The organism is Nocardia sp. NPDC055053, assembly GCF_053608285.1.
Map to the genome: position 1 here is coordinate 68,715 of NZ_JBSGVD010000028.1, position 19,404 is coordinate 88,118.

The following is a 19,404-nucleotide window of genomic DNA, read 5'->3' on the forward strand; positions in this document are numbered from 1 at the left end:
GCGTTACCGGTGGCGACGCGGCCGCCGGTAGGCAGTATTCAGCTTAGCCCGTACCCGGTGAGTTACCCATGTACTCGCTAGGCAGGGGCGCAGAACTCCGCGATGACCGGGGCGTGGTCGCTGGCGCCCTTGCCCTTGCGCTCGTCCCGGTCGACAGAGGCGTCCTCGACCGTGTCGGCGAGGGCGGGGGAGGCGAGGATGAAATCGATGCGCATGCCCTCCTTGCGGGGGAAACGCAGCTGGGTGTAGTCCCAGTAGGTGTAGACGCCGGGTCCCGGCGCGAACGGGCGCATCACATCGCGGAAGCCGGTGTCGAGCATGCTCTGGAACGCGGCGCGCTCTGGCCCCGAGGTGTGGGTCTTGCCTTCGAAGAACTCCGGCGACCACACGTCGTCGTCGGTCGGCGCGATATTCCAGTCGCCGACCAGGGCGATCTTCGCCGCCGGATCGTCGGCCAGCCAGCCGGTCGCCTGCTCACGCAAGGTCGACAGCCAGTTCAGTTTGTAGGCGTAATGCGGGTCGGCGAGCGCGCGGCCGTTGGGCACGTACAGGCTCCACACCCGCACTCCGCCGCAGGTCGCGCCGATCGCCCTTGCCTCGACCACCGGCGACTCGATCAGCGAGTCGCCCGCGTTCTTGTCGAAACCGGGCTGGTGCGGGAACGCGACCTCGACATCGGTCAGGCCGACCCTGGACACGATGGCGACACCGTTCCACTGGTTGAGCCCGACGTGGGCGACCTCGTAGCCCGCCGCGTCGAACTGCTCGTAGGGGAACTGGTCGTCGCGGCACTTGGTTTCCTGGATCGCCAGCACATCGATGTCATGGCGGTCGAGGAAGGCGGTGACCCGATCGACGCGGGAGCGGACCGAGTTGACGTTCCAGGTGGCGAGACGCACTGTCGCGTTCCTTTCGGAGTTTTTGGCGGCTGGCGCCGCGGTTCGAGGCCCTGTGACCTCGATTCTTCCCTCCCTACGGGCACTCCTTCGTCGCACCCTCCGGTCAGTCCAGAATCGAGGGCGGGCCTCGAACTACGTGGCGCTGGGCGGCGCGGCGTAGCGGTAGCTGTGGTGTTCGAGGAAACCGAGCTCGCGGTAGAGCGCGAGTCCGGCAGAATTACCCATTTCGACCTGCACGTAAGCGTGGGTGGCACCGTGTTCGGCGCCCCAGCGGATCAGTTCGGCGCACAGCAGCGCGGCGAGTCCGTTGCGGCGGTGCGCGGTCGCGACGGCGACGCAGGTCAGACCGACCCAGCGCCTGCCGTCGGGTGCGGTTGTCACCGCGCCGCGGCCGATGGCCAGCGGCTCCGGCATGCCGAGCGAGGCGAAGCCGAGCGTGCCGTCAAGGACCGAGGTGAGCACGGTCGGGTCCGGTGCGCGCACCGCGGGATCGAGCGGGATCTCGCCGCGGTAGCGGTGCACCGCCAGCCAGCCGTCGTCGGGTTCGGTGGCGATCCGGACCATCGACGGGCCTTGCGGCAACACGAAATTCGCGATGTCGAGACCGAGGACAACGGTCTCGCTCCAGGTGTTCCAGCCCGGCGGGACCGGGGCGAGCCGATCGGGCAGCTGCAGCAGCAGGGGCAGCCCGTTGGCGGTGTACCAGTCCGCGATCCGGTGCATGGTGTCGATCGACAGCACCGCCGGCACGCCGGATTCACCGAGCGGCACAGCCGAATTCGCGCGCCCCGTGTAGCCGTTGCCTGCCCGGACGAGCCAGCCGTCGATCCACAGGTGACTGTGGCCCGGCCACGCTGCGGCCGCTGCGGTCTCCAGCGACCGGATCTCCTTGGTGCGAATCGGCCTCGGCCCCAGCGCTTTCAGCGCGACGACCCGGTCGGCCGCGACCGAGACCAGCTCGCCCTCGGCGGTGCGTACCGACGGCGGATCCAGCGACACCAGTTCGCCGATCACGTCGGTGAGCGGCTGTGGATAACCCTCCGGCAGCTGGTACCGCATCACGACGCGGCGGCCGAGGGGAATCATAGTTCTCGGCCGCCTCGATCTGGACTGACCAGAGGGTGCGACGAAGGAGTGCGAACTCGCGGCGCCAGCCGCCATGATTCAGTCGTCATGACCGAACGGGTCGGGCACCGTGCCGGGGATCCAGCTCAGACCCGGTGTGCCCCAGCCGTTGCGCTTGATGGCCTTCTTCGCCGCGCGGGCGTTGCGGCCGATCAGCACGTCGACGTAGAGGAAACCGTCGAGGTGGCCCACCTCGTGCTGGAGCATCCTGGCGAAGAAGCCGGAGCCCTCGATGTCGACCGGCTCGCCCTTCTCGTCGGTACCGGTGACCCTGGCCCAGTCGGCGCGACCGGTCGGGAACTGCTCGCCCGGCACGGACAGGCAGCCCTCTTCGTCGTCGTCGGGATCGGGCATGGTCTCCGGGATCGCGGAGGTCTCCAGCACCGGGTTGACCACCACGCCCTTGCGGCGGATCTGCTGGCCCGCCGCGTCGAAGTCGGGGCAGTCGTAGACGAACAGCCGCTTGCCGACGCCGACCTGGTTGGCCGCCAGGCCGACACCCTTGGATTCCTCCAGGGTGTCGTACATGTCCGCGATCAGGTCGGCCAGCTCGGCCGGCGTCTCCGTCACCGGTGCGGTGGGGTTGTGGAGGACGGGGTCACCGACGATCACGATCGGGAGAATTGCCATGGCCGCCATTATCGCCGTTCGCGCGCCTCGGCGAGCGGCGACCCCTGTGGCTTGCGCCACCCTACTGGCCTGTAGTCAACACGCCGGGACATCGCTCGGACGATCCGGCCGCTACATGGTTGAATGATCCGCGACGTGCAAGCGTCATTTTCATCTCGTGATACTCGGCGAGGGAGCAAGATGGACGGCGCAGCGGCTCGCAACATCATCGACGAAGGCAGTGGTCTGAGTCGCCGTGAGCTCGACATCCTCGATTTCGAACGCAAATGGTGGAAATACGCGGGCGCCAAGGAAGACGCGATCCGCGAACTGTTCTCCATGTCGGCGACCAGGTACTACCAGGTGCTCAACGCTGTCGTCGACAAGGAAGAAGCGCTGGCTGCCGACCCGATGCTGGTCAAGCGCCTGCGCAGGCTGCGGGCGAGCAGGCAGAAAGCGCGTGCAGCGCGCCGACTAGGTTTCCAGGTCTGACATGAGGGCCACAACGGCGTCGTTGCGACTAGGGTTGCGCGGGTGAGCAACCCTAATCCCACCCCCGGCGGCCCACCGCTGCGCGCGCTGGCGATGGTGTTGATCGCGCTGGCCATCGTCTTCGCCGGTCTGGGTGCGATGTCGTTGTCGAACTCCGGTGCCGAGGCATCCGATTCGGCCGAGCAGACCGAGACGACGACCTCCAGCGTGGTCGCGCAGGCGCCCGCGACCACGGCCGCCGCGACGACCACCAGCGCGGCCGCCGCCCCGACCACGACGGCTGTCGCGCCGACGACCACAACGGCACCGACCACAACGGCACCGACCACAACGGCACCGACCACAACGGCGCCGACCACCACGGCGCCCACCACCACGGCACCCGCCGCGCCCGGGGCCACCGTCGATCAGAGTGTGCCCGTCCGGGTGCTGAACAACAGCCTGGTCGCCGGCTTGGCCGCCCGCACCGCGAGCGAACTGACCTCGGCGGGCTGGAGCAATGTCAGCACCGGCAACTACAACGGCGAGAACCTGACCACCACGACGGTGTTCTACGGCAGCGGCGCGGGTGACAAGGCCGCGGCCGCCGAGATCGCCACGGACATCGGCGGAACGGTCGCGCCGAAGTCCGGTGACACCTCGCCGGGCGTCGTGGTCGTGCTGACCGGTCGCTGAACGAGGCACGGCACGCGGTGCCGGGGGCTGTGCCCGCGCTGTGGCATCATCTTGAGCGGTACAGCCCTGTCCACCCAGCTTTACTCGTTAAACTCGGTACTCGTAAAGGAGTTCCCTGATGGCCACGTCGACAACTCGTCGCCCGTCTTGGCGCATTGTGACCCCGGTGCTGGCGGTTGCCGTGTTCGGTCTCGCTGCTTGCACCAACAGCCAGGAGTCGAGTGACGTCAAGGGGACCACGCCGCCGGTGTGGACCAGCTCGCCCGCGCCCGCGGGTACCGGCGATGCGCACGGCGGCGGCCACGCCGCCCCGACCACCACCGACGGCCACGGCGGCGGAGATCATGGCGCCCCGGCCGCCGGTGGACTGAAGGCCGACCTGAAGAACAGCTCCGGCGCGAATGTCGGCACCGCGACCATCGTCGCCGAGGGCAGCCACCTGGTCGTCACCGTCGAGGCGCAGGGCCTGACCCCCGGCTTCCACGGCCTGCACTTCCACCAGAACGGCACCTGTGAGGGCGACTTCGCCTCCGCGGGCGGTCATCTCCAGGTCGGCGCGGCCAACGCGCACCCGGCCAGTGGCGATCTGACCTCGCTGCAGGTCAACGCCGACGGCACCGCGAAGCTGGTCACCCGGACCGACACGGTCACCCTGGACAACGTCAAGGGCAAGGCCCTGATCGTGCACTCCGGCGCCGACAACTTCGGCAACATCCCGACCCGGTACTCCCGCGAGGGTGGCACCGGTCCCGACGAGACCACGCTGTCCACGGGTGACGCTGGAACCCGGGTCGCCTGCGGCGTGGTCGGTTAGCGAGACGCACATGGCCGGGGCAATCCAGTCGGTACCGTTCCCTGGTTCGCCCCGGCCGACCATCGGCATCGAGTGGGAGATCGCGCTCGTCGACAAGGTGACGCGTGATCTGTCCAACACCGCCTCCGCGGTGTTCGACGCCGTCGGCGATCTGCGGGCCTACGACGGCACGCCGCAGGTCACCAAGGAATTGCTGCGCAACACGGTCGAATTGGTGACCGGCGTGCACGATACGGTCGGCGGCGCGGTCGACGATCTGCGCGGCACCATGGACGCGGTGCGCCGCGCGGCCGATCCGCTCGGTGTCGACCTGTTCTGCGCGGGCACCCATCCGTTCGCGCAGTGGTCGGCCCAGCAGCTCACCCGCTCACCGCATTACGACGAGCTGATCGAGCGCACCCAGTGGTGGGGCCGCCAGATGCTGATCTGGGGCGTGCACGTGCACGTGGGAGTCTCGCACCGGGACAAGGTCTTTCCGATCCTGAACTCGCTGCTGCTGTCGTATCCGCATCTGCTCGCGCTCTCGGCGTCCTCGCCGATGTGGTCCGGCGACGACACCGGTTACGCCAGCAATCGCGCGCTGATGTTCCAGCAGCTGCCGACCGCCGGTCTGCCGTTCCAGTTCGACAACTGGCCGCAGTTCGAGAGTTTCGTGCACGACCAGCTCAAAACCGGTGTGTTCGAACAGCTCGGCGGCATGCACTGGGACATCCGGCCCGCGCCCAAGTGGGGCACGATCGAGATCCGGGTCTGCGACGGGCTGTCCAGCCGGGCCGAGCTGGCCTCGGTGGCCGCGCTGATCCACTGCCTGGTAGTCGATCTGGAGCGCAGGCTCGACGCGGGCGAGGAGCTGCCGACGCTGCCGCCGTGGCATGTGCAGGAGAACAAGTGGCGGGCCGCGCGTTACGGGCTCGACGCCATCGTGATCGTCGACGACGCCAGTAATGAGCGTTTGATCACAGACGATCTGATGGATCTGCTGAACAAACTGGAGCCGACCGCGAAGCGGCTCGGTTGCGCCGACGAGCTGGCCGCCGTTGCCGATATTCCTCGCCACGGTGCCTCCTACCAGCGGCAACGTCGCGTCGCCGCGCAATCGCAGGGTGATCTTGTCGCGGTCGTGGATTCGCTGGTGCGCGAGCTGGATCAGTAGCGTTCAGCTTCGCGGCGAGGTGGCGTTTACCCGCCGTTTACGATGTCGGGATGCTTGTCGAACATCCGCGCGGCGCTGCGGGGGGTGCCGCCCTCGGGAACCGTCTCCGTGAGCCACGCACACTCGCCGTCGTCGGGGTGTTGTCGGTGCTGGCGCTGCTCATCGGATTGCAGATCGCCGCGTTCGTCAACGGTTTCGACGGACCGCTGGCGAGTCTGGCCCGTGACTACATCGGCACACCGAAGTCGATGTCGGTGCCGTGGGCCGGGCTGGTGCTCGCGCTGGTCGGGGTCAACGCGCGCAGGCGGGTGTTCGCGGCGTTCGCGGCGATCGGGATCGACGCGGTGTGCGCCGCGCTGCGGCTGCTCGACGGTAAGCCGTTCACGGTCGGCAACGGGCCGACGATCGTCTTGACCGTGCTCGCGATCGTCGCGGCGGTGCGCTGGAGCGGCCGGGAACGCACGGACGCGTTGAAGGCGGCGGCGCTGGGCGCGCTGCTCGTGCTCGCCACCAAGGTCGGTGACGTGTGGTTGCACGTCACCTCGGCGGTGCGGCCCGCGGTACTCGACGAATACCTCCTGCTCGCCGATCACGCGCTCGGTGATCCGTCGTGGGTCCTCGGCCGGGTGCTGGAGGTGCTCGGGCCCGAGGTGTACGCGGTGCTGCACTGGGTGTACATCGAGCTGCCGGTGGCGGCGATCGTCGTCGCGGTGTGGCAGTTGCGCAAGGTCGTCCCGACCGGGGAATGGCCGTCGCACTATCTGGTCCGGACGTTCCTGGTGCTCGGGCTGGTCGGGCCGCTCTTCTATGTGCTGTTTCCCGTCGTCGGGCCGATGTTCGCGTTCGGCGCCGACGGGCACGGTTTCCAGGTCGGCAATTTCTGGCCGACGGCGCTGCCGCCGATCGACCGCAGTCCGGCGGCGCTGCCGTTCGACGCGTTCACCCCGCGCAACTGCATGCCGTCGATGCACACCGCGTGGGCGCTGTCGCTGTTCATCCACACCCGTCGCGATGTCGACGGGTCACGCGCGCCCGCCTGGCTGCGCTGGGGTGGTGCGTTCTGGCTGGCCGCGACCGTGACCGCGACGCTCGGATTCGGGTACCACTACGGCGTCGACCTGGTGGCGGGCGCGGTGCTGTGCCTGACCGTCGAGTCGGTGTTGCGGGCGCCCGAACGTGGCTGGGGTGCGTTCCGGGTGCGGATGGTCGGCCTCGGTGCGGCCGTGTTCGCTGGGCTGCTGCTGTCCTACCGGTACCTGGCGGTGCCGATGGCGGAGTACCCGGTGCTCGCCGGCGCGATCGTCATCGGGTTGCTGGCCGCGGTCGCCGCCGCGTTCCACGCCACCTGGTTCGCCACGGCGCCCCGGCCCGCGATGGAGCCGGTGCGGGTGGCCGGTTAGTCGTCGGCGGCGTTGCCCAGCTCGTTGATCCGCAACAGGCCGTCGCGGTGGCGCTGTTCGCGGTAGGCGGTGCGGCCGATGAGGTGGGCGATGACCGGCGCGGTGATGATCGTGAACAGGCCGGTCAGCACCAGCATCCACACATTGACGTCGTTCCTGATGTCGATCCCGGTGCCGACGAGGACCAGGACCAAGCCGACCACCTGGGGCTTGGTCGCGGCGTGCATGCGGGTGAGGGTGTCGGGGAACCGCACGATGCCGATGGCCGCGGTGAACGCGAGCGCGCAGCCGGTGAGGATCAGCACGGCCGAGACCCATTCCCAGGCCGTCATCGGTCGTCCCTGACACGGAAGCGCGACACCGCAGCCGAGCCGAGGAATCCGACCAGGGCCAGCGCGACGATCGCCGGGATCACCGTGGTGTCGTTGCTGTAGGCGGCCCAGACCGCGAGTCCGGCGGCGGCGATGGCCATCAGCGAGTCGATCCCGACGACTCGGTCGAGGGTGCTCGGGCCTGCCAGCACGCGGTAGCTGGTGATCACCGCCGCCGCGGTGAGCAGGATGCCGGCGATGATGGCGACGACGGTCACGGGCGCTCCTCCGGATCGAGGCGCCTGCGTTCGCTCGGCCGTTCGAAGGCGTTGATCAGCAGATGCTCCAATCGCCGTGTGGTGCTGTAGAACTTCACCACCGACTTCTCACTGCCCACGTCGAGCACGTGGACATAGACCACACACCGGGCCCGGTCCAGCTCGAGCACCATGGTGCCGGGGATCAGGTTGAGCAGGTCGGTCGCGATCACCAGGACAAGATCGGACTGGATGCCCAGGTGCACCCGCAGCACGCCGGACACGGGTGGTCCGGCGGGCCGGATCGCGAACCACGCCACTTGCAGACTCGATTCGAGCGCGTAATAGACGCTCACCACGATCAGTTCGAGGAACGACAGCGGGTGGAATCGCCCGGTCACCGGTACGAGCGGCAGCGGCAGCGCGAAGACGACGATCAGCGCGACCACGAAACCGGCGACGACATTGGCCGCGCTGAGATCACCCCACAGCGCGACCCACACCCAGGTCAACCATGCGAGCACGCCGACCCGCAGTACGTTGTCGCGGTTGATCAACATTCCGAGGGCGTTCATCGCGCCTCCGGTCCGAGCACCGAGTCGATGTAGACCGACGGGTCGTTCAGGTCGGTGGCCGCGCGTTCGGCGATGCCGAGAATCGGACCGGCGAGCACGGTCAGCGCGAGTCCGGCGGTGATGAGGCCGGTGGTCGCGAGCACCATGAGCACCGGCATCCGGCCGGGGTCGGTGCGGTCCTCGTACTGCACAGAGGTCGAATCCTCCACCAGGGTAGGTGGTTTCGCTGCCGTGAGATGACCCTCGGGCGCCTCCTCGCGTGGCCGCCAGAAGGCTTTGCTCCACACCCTGGCCACCGCGTACAGGGTCAGCAGGCTCGTGACGACCGAGCCCGCGACGAGCACCCAGGCCAGCGCGCTGCCGTCGGCGGCGCCCGCCTCCAGCAGGGCGACCTTGCCGATGAACCCCGAGAACGGTGGAATACCACCGAGATTCAGCGCGGGCACCAGGAAGAGAACGGCCAGCAGCGGACTCGCGGTGGCCAGCCCGCCGAGCCGGCGCAGCGACACCGAGCCGGCCTGGCGTTCGATGAGGCCGACGGCGAGGAACAGCGCGGTCTGCACCAGGATGTGGTGGGCGACGTAGAAGACCGCGCCGGTCAGGCCCGCCGTGGTGGCCAGCCCGATACCGAAGACCATGTAGCCGATGTGGCTGACCAGGGTGAACGAGAGCAGTCGCCGGATGTCGGTCTGCGCGATCGCGCCGAGGATGCCGACCAGCATCGTCACCAGTCCGCAGACGAGCAGGATGTCGTCGAACGCGCCGTCGGGGAACCACAGGGTGTCGGTGCGGATGATCGCGTACACACCGACTTTGGTGAGCAGACCGGCGAAGACGGCGGTCACCGGCGCCGGGGCGGTGGGGTAGGAGTCGGGCAGCCAGCTCGACAGCGGGAACACCGCCGCCTTGATCCCGAACGCCACCAGCAGCACCGCGTAGCAGGCGGTGCGCACACCGTTGGGCGTCGCGTCCAGCCGCACGGCCAGCTGCGCGAGATTCAGTGTCCCCGTGGCGCCGTAGGTGATGCCGATGCCGATCAGGAAGATCAGCGACGACACCATCGACACCATCACATACGCGATGCCGGTGCGGATGCGTGCCTCGGTGGCGCCGACGGTGAGCAGCACGAACGAGGCCGCGAGCAGAACCTCGAAGCCGACGAACAGGTTGAACAGGTCACCGGCGAGGAACGCGGTCGACACCCCCGCGGTCAGCACCAGATAGGTGGGCCGGTAGATCGAGGTCGGCTGGTGCTCGTCGCCGTCGGAGATGTTCTGCCCCGCACCGTAGATCGACACCACCAGCAGCACGAACGCCGACACAAGCAGCATCGCCGCCGAGAGCCGGTCGACGACCAGGGTGATGCCGATCGGGGTCGGCCAGCCGCCCACCTGCACGGCGGTGGTGCCGTCGCGGTCGGCCAGGTACAGCAGCAGCGCGCTGACCACCAGCACGCACGACAGCGCGCTCAGCGAGATCATCGCCTGCAGCCGGGGGCGGCGGCCGAACACCAGCGTCGCCGCGGCGCCGAGCAGCGGGATCAGCACGGGCAGTGCGGCGATGGTGGGCAGCAGATCCGGGGACAGGGTCACTGTTCGGGATCCTCCTGTTCCCGCCGGGCGGCGATCTGGGCGTCCTCGGGGTCGTTGCGCACGTCCTCGGAGGTGGTCAGCATGTAGGAGCGGTAGGCCAGCGCGAGCACGAAGGCGGCCAGGCCCATCGTGATCACGATCGCGGTGAGCACCATCGCCTGGGCCAGCGGGTCGGCCATGCCGTCGTGCGCGGTGTCGGTGCTGCCGAGGACCGGCGGTTTCCCGTCCGGGCCGCCCATGGTGAGGATCAGCAGGTTCACCGCGTTCCCGAGCAGGATCATGCCGAGCAGCATCTTCGACACGATCCGCTCGAGCAGCAGGTAGACACCGCACGCGGTGAGCGCGCCGATGGTGATCAGCAGAATGAGGTTGGCGCTCATGCCTCCACCTCGCTGTCGCTCGGCTCCGGCATGACCGCCAAGGCGGCTGTGTTGATCCGCCGCTCGCTGCGCTCGCTCATACGAGTTCCTTGTCCAGGCGGGCGCCGAGGCTGCGCAGCACGTCGAGTGCCAGCCCGACCACGACCAGGTAGACGCCGAGGTCGAAGAACAGCGCGGTGACCAGTTTGATGTGGCCGAGGACCGGCAGCGTCACCTCGACGATCGCCGAGGACAGCGGTGGCGCGCCGAGCAGCAGCGACGCGGTCGCGGTGCCCGCGGCCAGGGTGAGACCGGCGCCGAGCAGGTGCCCGGCGTCCACCGGCAGCGCCTCGCCGAGTTCGTAGCGGCCGCCCGCCAGATAGCGCAGGGTCAGCGCGAGCCCGGCGATCAGGCCGCCCGCGAAGCCGCCGCCGGGGGCGTTGTGGCCGGAGAAGAAGAAGTACACCGACAGCACCATGATGGTGGGGAAGATCAGGCGGGTGGTGATCTGCAGGACCATCGAGCGTTCGCGCCGGTCGACCAGCCGGGCCGCGGGCAGCCAGCTCACCGCGTCGGGGTCGTAGTGGGGTGAGTCGGCGGCGCGCGGCGCGCTGCCGAAGCGGCGGCTGCGGAACACCAGCGAGGCGACGCCGGTCGCGGCGACGACGAGCACCGAGATCTCGCCGAGGGTGTCCCAGGCGCGGATGTCGACCAGCAGCACATTGACCGCGTTCTTGCCACCGCCGATCCGGTAGGCCGCGTCGGGAATGGCCTGCCAGATCGGTTCGCTGCGCCGGGCCGCGGTGGCGAAGGCGGCCAGCACCGCGACGGTGACCCCGACGCCGATCGCCAGCAGCGCCCGCCTGACCTTGAACGCCGTGGCCTGGTCTTCGGCGATCTCGGCGGGAAACGCGCGCAGCACCAGCACGAAGATCACCAAAGTCAGTGTCTCGACCAGGAATTGGGTCAGCGCCAGATCGGGTGCGCCGTGCAGGGCGAAGATGACGCCGCAGCCGTAACCGGTGACCCCGACGACGAGCACGCTGGCCAAACGGTTGCGCAGCACCGTCGCCGCCAGCGCCATCGCGATCATGATCGCCCCGATCGCCGCCTGCAACGGCGAATCCCACAGGCGCAGTTCGACTCCGGTGCGGGTGCCGAGGGCGAGCAGGATCGTCGGCAACACGATCAGGGTGCCGAGAATGGCGGCCTGGCTCGCCGGCAGCGAACCGGACTGCACGGTGCCGGTGATGCGCAGCGAGAGCCGGTCCATCGCGCGCAGGGCCGCGTCGTAGTTGCGGTCGGCATTGCCAAGTCGTGGGTGCGCCGGTTCGCCGATCCGGCCGCGGATCAGGAACAGCGCGAGACCGGCCGCGACGATCAGCACCGTCAGCACGAGCGGCCCGGTGAAGTCGTGCCACAGCGCGAGGTGGGTGTCCAGGACGCCGGGCAGTGACGTGGCGTAGGGACTCAGCCAGCGGTCGACGGCCGGGGTGTCGAGACCGCCCGCGAGCCCGGCCACCGCGAGTACCGCGGGCGGCCCGAGTAGCAGCGGCCCCGGCGCGTGCCAGGTCACCACGCGGTCGGGATTCGCGGTGTCACCGAAAGCGCCCCACACGAATCGAATGCTGTAGGCCACCGTGAACGCCGACCCGACGGCGACGCCGGCCAGCAGTGCCACCCTCGCCGGCGTGCTCAGCACCTCGGTCGACCACAGCGCGCTCAGCGCCGACTCCTTGCCGACGAATCCGAGCAGCGGCGGCAGCCCCGCCATGCTGCAGGCCGCGATCACCGCGACCGCGCACAGCCACGGCGCCCGCCTGCCGAGCCCGGACAACCGGCGCAGATCCCGTGTGCCCGCGCCGTGGTCGATGATGCCGACCACCATGAACAGGCTCGCCTTGAACAGGGCGTGCGCCACCAGCAGCGTGATGGCGGCCAGCGCCGCGTCCGGCGTGCCGATCGCCGTCATCGTGATCAGCAGACCAAGCTGGCTGACGGTGCCGAACGCCAGCACCAGCTTCAGATCGTGCACCTGGATCGCCCGCCAGCCCGCCAGCAACATCGTGGCGATGCCGAGCGGCAGGAGCAGCACATGCCACGGTGCCGTCTGCGCGAACGCGGGCGCGAGCCGGGCCACCAGATAGACGCCGGCCTTCACCATCGCGGCGGCATGCAGATAGGCGCTCACCGGGGTCGGCGCCGCCATCGCGCCGGGGAGCCAGAAGTGCAGCGGCACGATCGCCGATTTACTGATCGCGCCGATCAAGACGAGCACGATTCCCACCGAGACCGCGGTCCCGGCGGGTGGTGTGGTCGCGAGCAGATCGGAGAGCAGGAAGCTGCCGTAGCGCGTCCCGAGGATGACGATCCCGACCAGCATCGCGAGCCCACCCGCACCGGTCACCAGCAGCGCCTGGATCGCCGCCCTCCGGCTGACCGCGCGTTCGGCGTAATGCCCGACGAGCAGGAACGACAGCACCGTCGTGATTTCCCAGAACACGTAGAGCAGCAGCATGTTGTCGCTGGTGACCAGCCCGAACATGGCGCCGGCGAAACCGATGAGCTCGGCGGCGAATACGCCGAGCCTGGCTTCGTCGCGCTCGAAATAGCGGCCACAGTAGGCCAGGATCAGCGCGCCGATGCCGAGCACGAGCACACACATCACCGCGGCGAGCGAGTCGAAGCGCAGGTCGATGTCCATCGAGATCTGCGGCGCCCATTGGGTATGCGTGCGCACGGTCGTTCCCCAGTGCGCGATCACCCAGCCGAGGCTGCCGAGCGGGACGAGGGCCAGCGGGTAGAAAGCGTTGCGGCCCAGCACTCGTACGCACAGCGGTGCCACCAGTGCGGCCAGCGCGTGGACGAGCAGTACGGCGAGCAACTCTCCTCCGTCGGGTCGGTAGCGGTCGAGTAGCTCGCTCCGATCCTACGGGCGATGCCGGGATGTGCGCCGGTACCGCGGATGTCGCGTCGGTCATGTCGGGTGGGGCTCGGCTATGGCACGGCCGCTTCTCCCGAAGCGGCGGGACGGATCCGGTACAGCAGGGCCAAGCCCGCCGCGGCGCCGATGATGATGGCGAGCGCGACCCTGGCCGGCGTGCTCTCGTCGGCGACGGTCGTGCTGGTCGGCCACTGCCGTTCCCCGGTGGGAATGGACCACAGGATCGACGGCAGGTACAGCGCGCCGAGTCCGAGCACGGCACTCGGCAGGTAGCTGACCCGGATCGAGCCGACCGCGAAACCGGCGACGCAGGTCAGCAGGACGGTCCCGGCTGTCCAGGTGTACGACCACGGGAACCGTTGTGCCACCGAGGCGAACACGCAGATCACGGCGCCGCCGAGCAGGACACCCCACGATGTCCCCCAGCGCAGACCTGCCAGGACGGCGGCCGTGCCGACCACAAGGACGAGCACGAGATGCCAGCCGAGATCGGAGCCGTCACCGAGCGCGTCGGCCGCCGCGGCAACGCTGACCGCGACCAGGACACCGGCGCCGTCGCGGCCGGGCAGCAGGGTCGCCGTGGCGAACGCGGCCACGATGGTGATCGCCACGGCGATGACGATCTGCCAGAAGTTCCCGCGGCGACCGTCGAACTCGCGGCCGAGCCATTCGGTGGCGACCAGCAGCGACAACGACAGCACGGTGGCGGCCACGATCGGGCTGATCGGCAGGTCGGCGGCGAGGCGCGGCACGGCGGGCAGCATGATGCCGTGCCGATGGCGCACGGTGTTCACCGCGAGCAGTACGACCGCGGCGCAGATCAGCCAGGCCGGGGTGCCAACCGACTTGTCCGCCGTCGCCGCGGAGTTCGAGGTGAACACGGCGACGACCTCGCCGTAGACGAACACCACCACCACACCGAGCGCGAAACCGGTCGCGGGCCAGCGCATCCGCCACGCGCAGATTCCCAGCGCGCCGAACAGCGCGCCGCCGCACAGCGAGTCGATGTAGTTCTGGGTGGTCAGTACGTCGGCCGAGACCATCGTCCGCCCGACGAAGTAGTTGACCGCCAGCGCCGCCGCCCCGGCCGTCGCGGTGAGCCAGATCAGGCCGGGCCGGTTGATCGGCCTGGCCAGCACGGCGACGACGACCGCCACGATGAGCCCGAGCGCCGCAGCGCGCGGCACGCTGTTGATCAGGCTGGTGACGTGATAGGGCGAATTGTCCTCGGCGCCCGACCCGAAGGTGAACGGCAGGAACAGCGACATTCCGGCCGCCGCGGACCCGGCGAAGGCGGTGACCGCGTCCAGACCATCCCCGATCTTGGGCACCGTTCGACGATACCGGCGCGCACCCCGCTCACCTGGGATATCGCGATCAGCGGGCGGCGCGCCCGCCGCCGGATTCGGCTATGTCGTGGCCGCGGGCGTCGGCTCGGATCCGGTACAGCAGCAGCAGCGCGGCCGCGGCACCGATCGTGATGGCCAGCGCGGTCCGGCCTGCCGTGGCTTCGGGCATCGGATCCGCGCCGGTCGGCCAGTTCCGCAGATCGGTGGGAATCGACCACAGGATCGACGGCAGGTACACCGCGCCGAGTCCGAGCACGGCGCTCGGCCCGTAGCCGACCCGGATCGAGCCGAACGCGTACCCGGCGACCACGGCCAGAACCAGCGTGCCGACCGTCCAGACGAAGGTCAACGGCAGGCGTTCGGAGAACGTGACGAACACGCAGATCGTGGCGGCGCCGCACAGGACGGCCCACGGCGAGGCCCAGCGCATGCCGGCCAGGATGCCGACGGCCGCCGCGCCGAGCACGAGCACGATCCGCCAGCCCAGGCTCGGGCCATCGATGACCGAGTCGCCCGCGGCGGCCAGGCTGACGGCGACCAGGACAGCCGTCCCGTCGCGGCCGGGCAGCATGGTGGCCGCGACGAACGCGGCGACAACTGTGACCGCCACCGCGAGCGCGATGGGCCAGAAGCCCCGATGGCCCTCGACGAGCTCACGCTGGAGCCATTCGGTGGCCAGCAGCACCGACAGCGCGAGGACCGTCGCGGACACGATCGGGACCATCGGCAGTTCGGCGGTGAGCGGCGGCGCGGCGGGCGGCTTGATGGTGTCCCGGTGCCGGACGGAGTTCACGGCGAGCAGCACGACAGCGGCGATGATGAGCCACGACGGGCTGTGCACGACCCGGTCCGTCGTCGTCAGCATGTACTCGGTGACCAACGCGATCACTTCGCCGTACACGAACACCGCCACCGAGCCGAGTGCGAAACCGACTGCGGCCCATCGCATCTGCAGCGAACAGAGGCACAGGGCGCCGAAGATCACGCCGCCGAACAGCGCGTTCACATAGTTCTGGGTGGTGAGCACCTCGGCCGAGTCCATGGTGTGGCCGACAAAATAGTTGAGCCCGAGCGCCGCGGCGGCACAGGCGGCGACGAGCCAGTCGAGTCCCGGCCGGATCAGCACGGCCACGACGACGGCGACGAGTAGTCCGAGGGTCGTCGCGCGGGGAATGCTGTTAGCCCAGCTGGCCATCTGATAAGGGGTATCGATCACCGAGCTGGAGCGGGAGGTGACCGGCACGAACAGTGCGATTCCCGCGATCGCGGCGCCCGCGAACGCCGAGACCGCATCCACACCGTCCCCGAACGAGGCCACAGCTTGACGATACTCGCCGAAACACCCTTCTAGCTGCGACGTCGTCGATGACGCTGGGTTGGCGTCAAGCCCGGCTCTCGGCGTACCGGCGCAACGACTCGACCTGATCGGGATCCAGCGAGGGCCGGACCGTGTCGCGCGCGGCGGCCACATCGGCGGCCGTGACGTCGGCGGCCGCCATATCGCGGCGCAGGGCCGACAGCGCGGCCTCGCGCAGCAGGGCGGCGCAATCGGCGGCGGAGTAGCCGTCGAGGTCGGCGGCCAGGGCGGACAGGTCGACATCGTCTGCCAGCGGCACCGACCGGCCCGCGGTGCGCAGGATGTCGAACCGGGCGGCCGCGTCCGGCGGCGGCACGAACACCAGCCGGTCCAGCCTGCCGGGACGCAGCAGCGCCGGGTCGATCAGCTCGGGCCGGTTCGTCGCGGCGACGACCACCACGTCACGCAGCGGTTCGACGCCGTCGAGTTCGGTGAGCAGCGCGGCGACCACCCGGTCCGAGACACCGGAGTCGCTGCTCTGGCCACGGCGCGCGGCGAGCGCGTCGACTTCGTCGAGGAAGATCAGCGAGGGCGCGGAATCGCGGGCGCGCTGGAACAATTCGCGGACAGCGCGCTCGGAGGAGCCGACCCACTTGTCCATCAGCTCCGCGCCCTTCACGACGTGCACGCTCAGCTGACCGGTCCCGGCCAGCGCGCGCACCAGGAACGTCTTGCCGCAGCCGGGCGGGCCGTAGAGCAGCACCCCGCGCGGCGGGTCGATGCCGAGCCGGGCGAACGAATCGGGGTGGCGCAGCGGCCACAGCACCGCCTCGGTGAGGGCCTGCTTGGTCTCCACCATGTCACCGACGTCGTCGAGATTGAGCGAGCCGATCGCCAATTCCTCTGTCCCCGAACGCGACAGCGGCCGGATGACATCCAGCGCGCCGACCAGGTCGTCCTGGGTGAGCTCCGGCTCGGCCTGGTCCCTGCTGGCCCGCCCCGCCGCCCTGACGGCCGCTTCCCGGCACAGCGCCGCCAGGTCCGCGACCACGAAACCCGGTGTCCGCGAAGCGATCATGTCGTAGTCGAGCGCACCGGAAGGCACCTTGCGCAACAGCTGCTCCAGCAGCGCGCGCCGCACCACCGCGGTCGGTAGCGGCAGCGCCAGTTCGCGATCGCACAGATCCGGTGCGCGCAGCCGCGAATCCACCTGTGCGGGATGGGCGGTCGTAGCCAGCAGGGCGACGCACGGGGCGCGCATCGCGGCCCGCAACTGGTCGAGGATGAGGGTGGCGACCGGTTCGGCGTCGGCGGGCAGCAGCGCGTCGATATCGGTGACGAGCAGGATGCCGCCCCGCCCGGCGGCGACGTCGCCGACGGCCTCGGCGACCTCGCGCAACCGGGTGCCGCTCTCCATCGCGCCGACACTCGGCCCGTCGAGCTCGACGAGGCGGCGCGGCGCCGCGACCGCCCTGGCCAGCGTCGCCTTGCCGACCCCGGCCGGGCCGGTGACCAGCACGCCGAGATGAGCGGGTGCGCCGAGTGTCTTCAGCAGTTCGGGTTCGTCGAGCGCCAGGCTCAGCCACTCGGCCAGCTTGGCCGCCTGCCCCTGCACCCCCGCCAGATCCTCGACCTGGATCGGCGCGCTCCCCGAGCTCACCGACACCATATCCGCCGGGATCCCGTTCTGATCGGCGTCGGAGTCGCGCTCCATCGCGTGCATGATCGCGGCCGTGCCGCGACCCCAGCCGACGGCGGAATTGGGTTGCACGCTCACCGGTCCCGGCATCGGCTCGATCGCGGTGACGGTGAGCAGTTCGGTGGTCCAGGCGATGCCGAACGCGCGCGAGAGCGCCTGCGTGGCCGCCGCCGAACTGATGTCGGGCCCGAGATCGCGCGGCAGCAGCGACACCGTGTCGCCGACCGTCACCACCTTGCCGAGCAGCGCCTGCCGCAAGGTGGTCGCCGGAATACTGGCCGTCGCGTGCGCCGACCCGCTCAGCGAGATCTGCTTGGCGCCGTAGACCGTCACCGGCGCGACGGTGACCGCCGCGTTCTCCCGCAGCCCCACATTCGACAGCGTCACGTCGTCGAGCAGCGCCACCCCCGGCGGGGTGCCCGCCGGCGCCTTCGCCACCACCGCCGCGGTCCGGCGCGCGCCGGTCAGCGCGATGCCGTCCCATTCGCGCAGGCCGAGCGCGGTGAGCGTCTCGGGATGCAGACGCACCACCCCGCGCCGTGCGTCGGCTGCCGAGGGGTTGAGCCGGGCGGTGAGCAATAGTTCAGCCACCGTCCCATTCTGCCGCGTTCCGGCGATTCCGCCCGGACGATCAGGGATCGTTAGGCAGACCGCAAGGTCGAGGGCCGAAAGTGGCTGACATGACGAACCACCGCAACCAGCCGGTACGCTGCACCGGACGCGCCGGAGGTGCCGGCGCAACGACCCACCGGGGAAAGCTGCGCATGAATCGAATCTCCCTCGTCGTCCTGGCTGCTGGGGCGCTCTGCCTGACGGTGGCCGGATGCGGTTCCGACGACGCCACCGACGCGAACGGGCTGCGCAAGGGCACGCCGACCTCCAGCGCGAGTGCCACCACCACCAAGCCCGCCGCGACGACGGCCGCGCCCACCGCGGGCGCCGCCATCACCTGCGCGCAGTTCAACGAGCTCGACGGCGACGGCGAGAAGCAGGCGATCGAGCAGATCCTGGCCGCCCATCCCGGCGGCCCTTTCGAGGGCAGCCCGAATGTGGCGCTCGGTACCGCGAAGCTGGTCTGCCTCGCGCCGGGCAACGCCGACAAGACCGTCGCCGAGTCCGCCGGGATCAAGCCCACCTAGCGCGGCGGGCGTAGCCCTCCCTGCTCAGTGGACCAGTGACTGCCAGTTCGCGGGCACCCGGTCGGCCGGTCCCGGCGCGGGCTGATCGATCGGGTGACTGGTCGGCGCAGCGAGCTCGGGCCCGCCGCTGTACATCTCGCTGGTGGTGAAGTTGTAGAACCAGTCCTCGCCGGGCTCGTAACTCTGCATGAACGGGTGCCCGGTCGAGGCGAAATGCTTCGACGCGTGCTGACTCGGCGAGCTGTCACAGCAGCCGACGTGCCCGCATTCGGCGCAGCGCCGCAGGTGCACCCACCAGCCGCCCGCGGCGTCGCACTCCGCGCACCCGGCCCCGCTCGGCGGCACGGTGGGGTCGATTCCTTCGAACTCTTCAGACATCACTGATCTCCTGTGTTCGACGGTGTGCTGTCCTTGTCCGCCTGCGGATCGAGCGGCAGGCGGACGGTGAAACGGGTGTTGCCCGGTTCGGAATCGACCCGGATATCGCCATTGTGCTTGTTGACCACGATCCGGAACGAGATGTCGAGACCGAGCCCGGTGCCGTCGCCGACCGGTTTGGTGGTGAAGAACGGCTCGAAGATCCGGCTCCTGACCTCGGGCGCGATGCCGGGCCCGGTGTAGCCGATCTCGACGGCGGCGCAGTCGTTCTCCCTGTAGGTGCGCACGGTCAGTGTGCCGGTGCCGCCCATCGCGTAGACCGCGTTGTCGATGAGGT

20 protein-coding genes are annotated in these 19,404 nt (G+C 69.7%); 6 read left to right on the forward strand and 14 right to left on the reverse strand.

What is annotated here, in order from left to right; all coding sequences use genetic code 11:
* Positions 1 to 77: 77 nt before the first annotated feature.
* From ACWF82_RS25245 to ACWF82_RS25255, 3 genes are all read right to left on the reverse strand, one after another.
* Positions 78 to 899: an exodeoxyribonuclease III gene (locus tag ACWF82_RS25245; RefSeq protein ID WP_452504975.1), complete on the reverse strand. Its 822-nt coding sequence runs from the start codon at positions 897 to 899 to the stop codon at positions 78 to 80.
* Positions 900 to 1,031: 132 nt separating this feature from the next.
* Positions 1,032 to 1,985 carry an N-acetylglutamate synthase, CG3035 family gene (locus ACWF82_RS25250; protein ID WP_452504977.1) on the reverse strand — a complete coding sequence of 318 codons (954 nt, stop codon included), beginning with the start codon at positions 1,983 to 1,985 and terminating at the stop codon, positions 1,032 to 1,034.
* 78 nt (positions 1,986 to 2,063) lie between these two features.
* Positions 2,064 to 2,654: a peptide deformylase gene (locus ACWF82_RS25255; protein WP_452504979.1), complete on the reverse strand. Its 591-nt coding sequence runs from the start codon at positions 2,652 to 2,654 to the stop codon at positions 2,064 to 2,066.
* Between the two features lie 180 nt (positions 2,655 to 2,834).
* On the opposite strand from ACWF82_RS25255, the gene ACWF82_RS25260 reads away from it, so the two are divergent.
* The 5 genes from ACWF82_RS25260 to ACWF82_RS25280 all read left to right on the forward strand — a co-directional run bounded on the left by ACWF82_RS25260 (position 2,835) and on the right by ACWF82_RS25280 (position 7,167).
* Positions 2,835 to 3,125, forward strand: a complete 291-nt coding sequence (locus tag ACWF82_RS25260; protein ID WP_452504981.1) for a DUF3263 domain-containing protein — start codon at positions 2,835 to 2,837, stop codon at positions 3,123 to 3,125.
* Positions 3,126 to 3,167: 42 nt separating this feature from the next.
* Entirely contained in the window at positions 3,168 to 3,800 is a 633-nt protein-coding gene (locus tag ACWF82_RS25265) for a LytR C-terminal domain-containing protein (protein ID WP_452504983.1), read from the forward strand.
* 118 nt (positions 3,801 to 3,918) lie between these two features.
* Positions 3,919 to 4,614 carry a superoxide dismutase[Cu-Zn] gene (gene sodC / locus ACWF82_RS25270; protein ID WP_452504984.1) on the forward strand — a complete coding sequence of 232 codons (696 nt, stop codon included), beginning with the start codon at positions 3,919 to 3,921 and terminating at the stop codon, positions 4,612 to 4,614.
* 10 nt (positions 4,615 to 4,624) lie between these two features.
* Positions 4,625 to 5,767, forward strand: coding sequence for a glutamate--cysteine ligase (locus ACWF82_RS25275; RefSeq protein WP_452504986.1), 1,143 nt, complete (start codon positions 4,625 to 4,627; stop codon positions 5,765 to 5,767).
* 50 nt (positions 5,768 to 5,817) lie between these two features.
* Complete coding sequence (locus tag ACWF82_RS25280) at positions 5,818 to 7,167, forward strand: DUF5933 domain-containing protein (RefSeq protein ID WP_452504988.1); 1,350 nt, start codon at positions 5,818 to 5,820, stop codon at positions 7,165 to 7,167.
* Here ACWF82_RS25280 and mnhG read toward each other — a convergent pair.
* From mnhG to ACWF82_RS25325, 9 genes are all read right to left on the reverse strand, one after another.
* Positions 7,164 to 7,499 (reverse strand): monovalent cation/H(+) antiporter subunit G, encoded by a 336-nt coding sequence (gene mnhG, locus ACWF82_RS25285; protein ID WP_452504990.1) that lies wholly within the window; start codon positions 7,497 to 7,499, stop codon positions 7,164 to 7,166. The genes ACWF82_RS25280 and mnhG overlap by 4 nt on opposite strands.
* The gene (locus ACWF82_RS25290) at positions 7,496 to 7,756 is read right to left on the reverse strand and encodes a monovalent cation/H+ antiporter complex subunit F (RefSeq protein WP_189025197.1); all 261 of its coding nucleotides are present in this window, start codon (positions 7,754 to 7,756) and stop codon (positions 7,496 to 7,498) included. Before ACWF82_RS25290 ends, mnhG begins: the two co-directional genes overlap by 4 nt.
* Positions 7,753 to 8,310, reverse strand: coding sequence for a Na+/H+ antiporter subunit E (locus tag ACWF82_RS25295; protein WP_452504992.1), 558 nt, complete (start codon positions 8,308 to 8,310; stop codon positions 7,753 to 7,755). Before ACWF82_RS25295 ends, ACWF82_RS25290 begins: the two co-directional genes overlap by 4 nt.
* Complete coding sequence (locus ACWF82_RS25300; protein ID WP_452504993.1) at positions 8,307 to 9,902, reverse strand: Na+/H+ antiporter subunit D; 1,596 nt, start codon at positions 9,900 to 9,902, stop codon at positions 8,307 to 8,309. The genes ACWF82_RS25295 and ACWF82_RS25300 overlap by 4 nt, the downstream gene beginning before the upstream one ends.
* Complete coding sequence (locus ACWF82_RS25305) at positions 9,899 to 10,282, reverse strand: Na(+)/H(+) antiporter subunit C (protein WP_452504995.1); 384 nt, start codon at positions 10,280 to 10,282, stop codon at positions 9,899 to 9,901. The genes ACWF82_RS25300 and ACWF82_RS25305 overlap by 4 nt, the downstream gene beginning before the upstream one ends.
* A gap of 76 nt (positions 10,283 to 10,358) precedes the next feature.
* Complete coding sequence (locus tag ACWF82_RS25310) at positions 10,359 to 13,145, reverse strand: Na+/H+ antiporter subunit A (RefSeq protein WP_452504997.1); 2,787 nt, start codon at positions 13,143 to 13,145, stop codon at positions 10,359 to 10,361.
* Positions 13,146 to 13,258: 113 nt separating this feature from the next.
* Positions 13,259 to 14,536, reverse strand: coding sequence for a hypothetical protein (locus tag ACWF82_RS25315; protein WP_452504999.1), 1,278 nt, complete (start codon positions 14,534 to 14,536; stop codon positions 13,259 to 13,261).
* Positions 14,537 to 14,582: 46 nt separating this feature from the next.
* Positions 14,583 to 15,872 carry a hypothetical protein gene (locus tag ACWF82_RS25320; RefSeq protein WP_452505001.1) on the reverse strand — a complete coding sequence of 430 codons (1,290 nt, stop codon included), beginning with the start codon at positions 15,870 to 15,872 and terminating at the stop codon, positions 14,583 to 14,585.
* 64 nt (positions 15,873 to 15,936) lie between these two features.
* Positions 15,937 to 18,141 (reverse strand): AAA family ATPase, encoded by a 2,205-nt coding sequence (locus tag ACWF82_RS25325; protein WP_452505003.1) that lies wholly within the window; start codon positions 18,139 to 18,141, stop codon positions 15,937 to 15,939.
* Positions 18,142 to 18,314: 173 nt separating this feature from the next.
* Between ACWF82_RS25325 and ACWF82_RS25330 the strand changes: the two genes are divergently transcribed.
* The gene (locus ACWF82_RS25330; RefSeq protein ID WP_452505004.1) at positions 18,315 to 18,689 is read left to right on the forward strand and encodes a hypothetical protein; all 375 of its coding nucleotides are present in this window, start codon (positions 18,315 to 18,317) and stop codon (positions 18,687 to 18,689) included.
* Positions 18,690 to 18,713: 24 nt separating this feature from the next.
* Here ACWF82_RS25330 and ACWF82_RS25335 read toward each other — a convergent pair whose 3' ends face one another.
* Positions 18,714 to 19,067: a UBP-type zinc finger domain-containing protein gene (locus ACWF82_RS25335; RefSeq protein WP_452505006.1), complete on the reverse strand. Its 354-nt coding sequence runs from the start codon at positions 19,065 to 19,067 to the stop codon at positions 18,714 to 18,716.
* Positions 19,067 to 19,404, reverse strand: a 338-nt coding sequence (locus ACWF82_RS25340; protein WP_452505007.1) for a sensor histidine kinase, incomplete at its 5' end; no start/stop codon positions are given. The genes ACWF82_RS25335 and ACWF82_RS25340, both read right to left, overlap by 1 nt.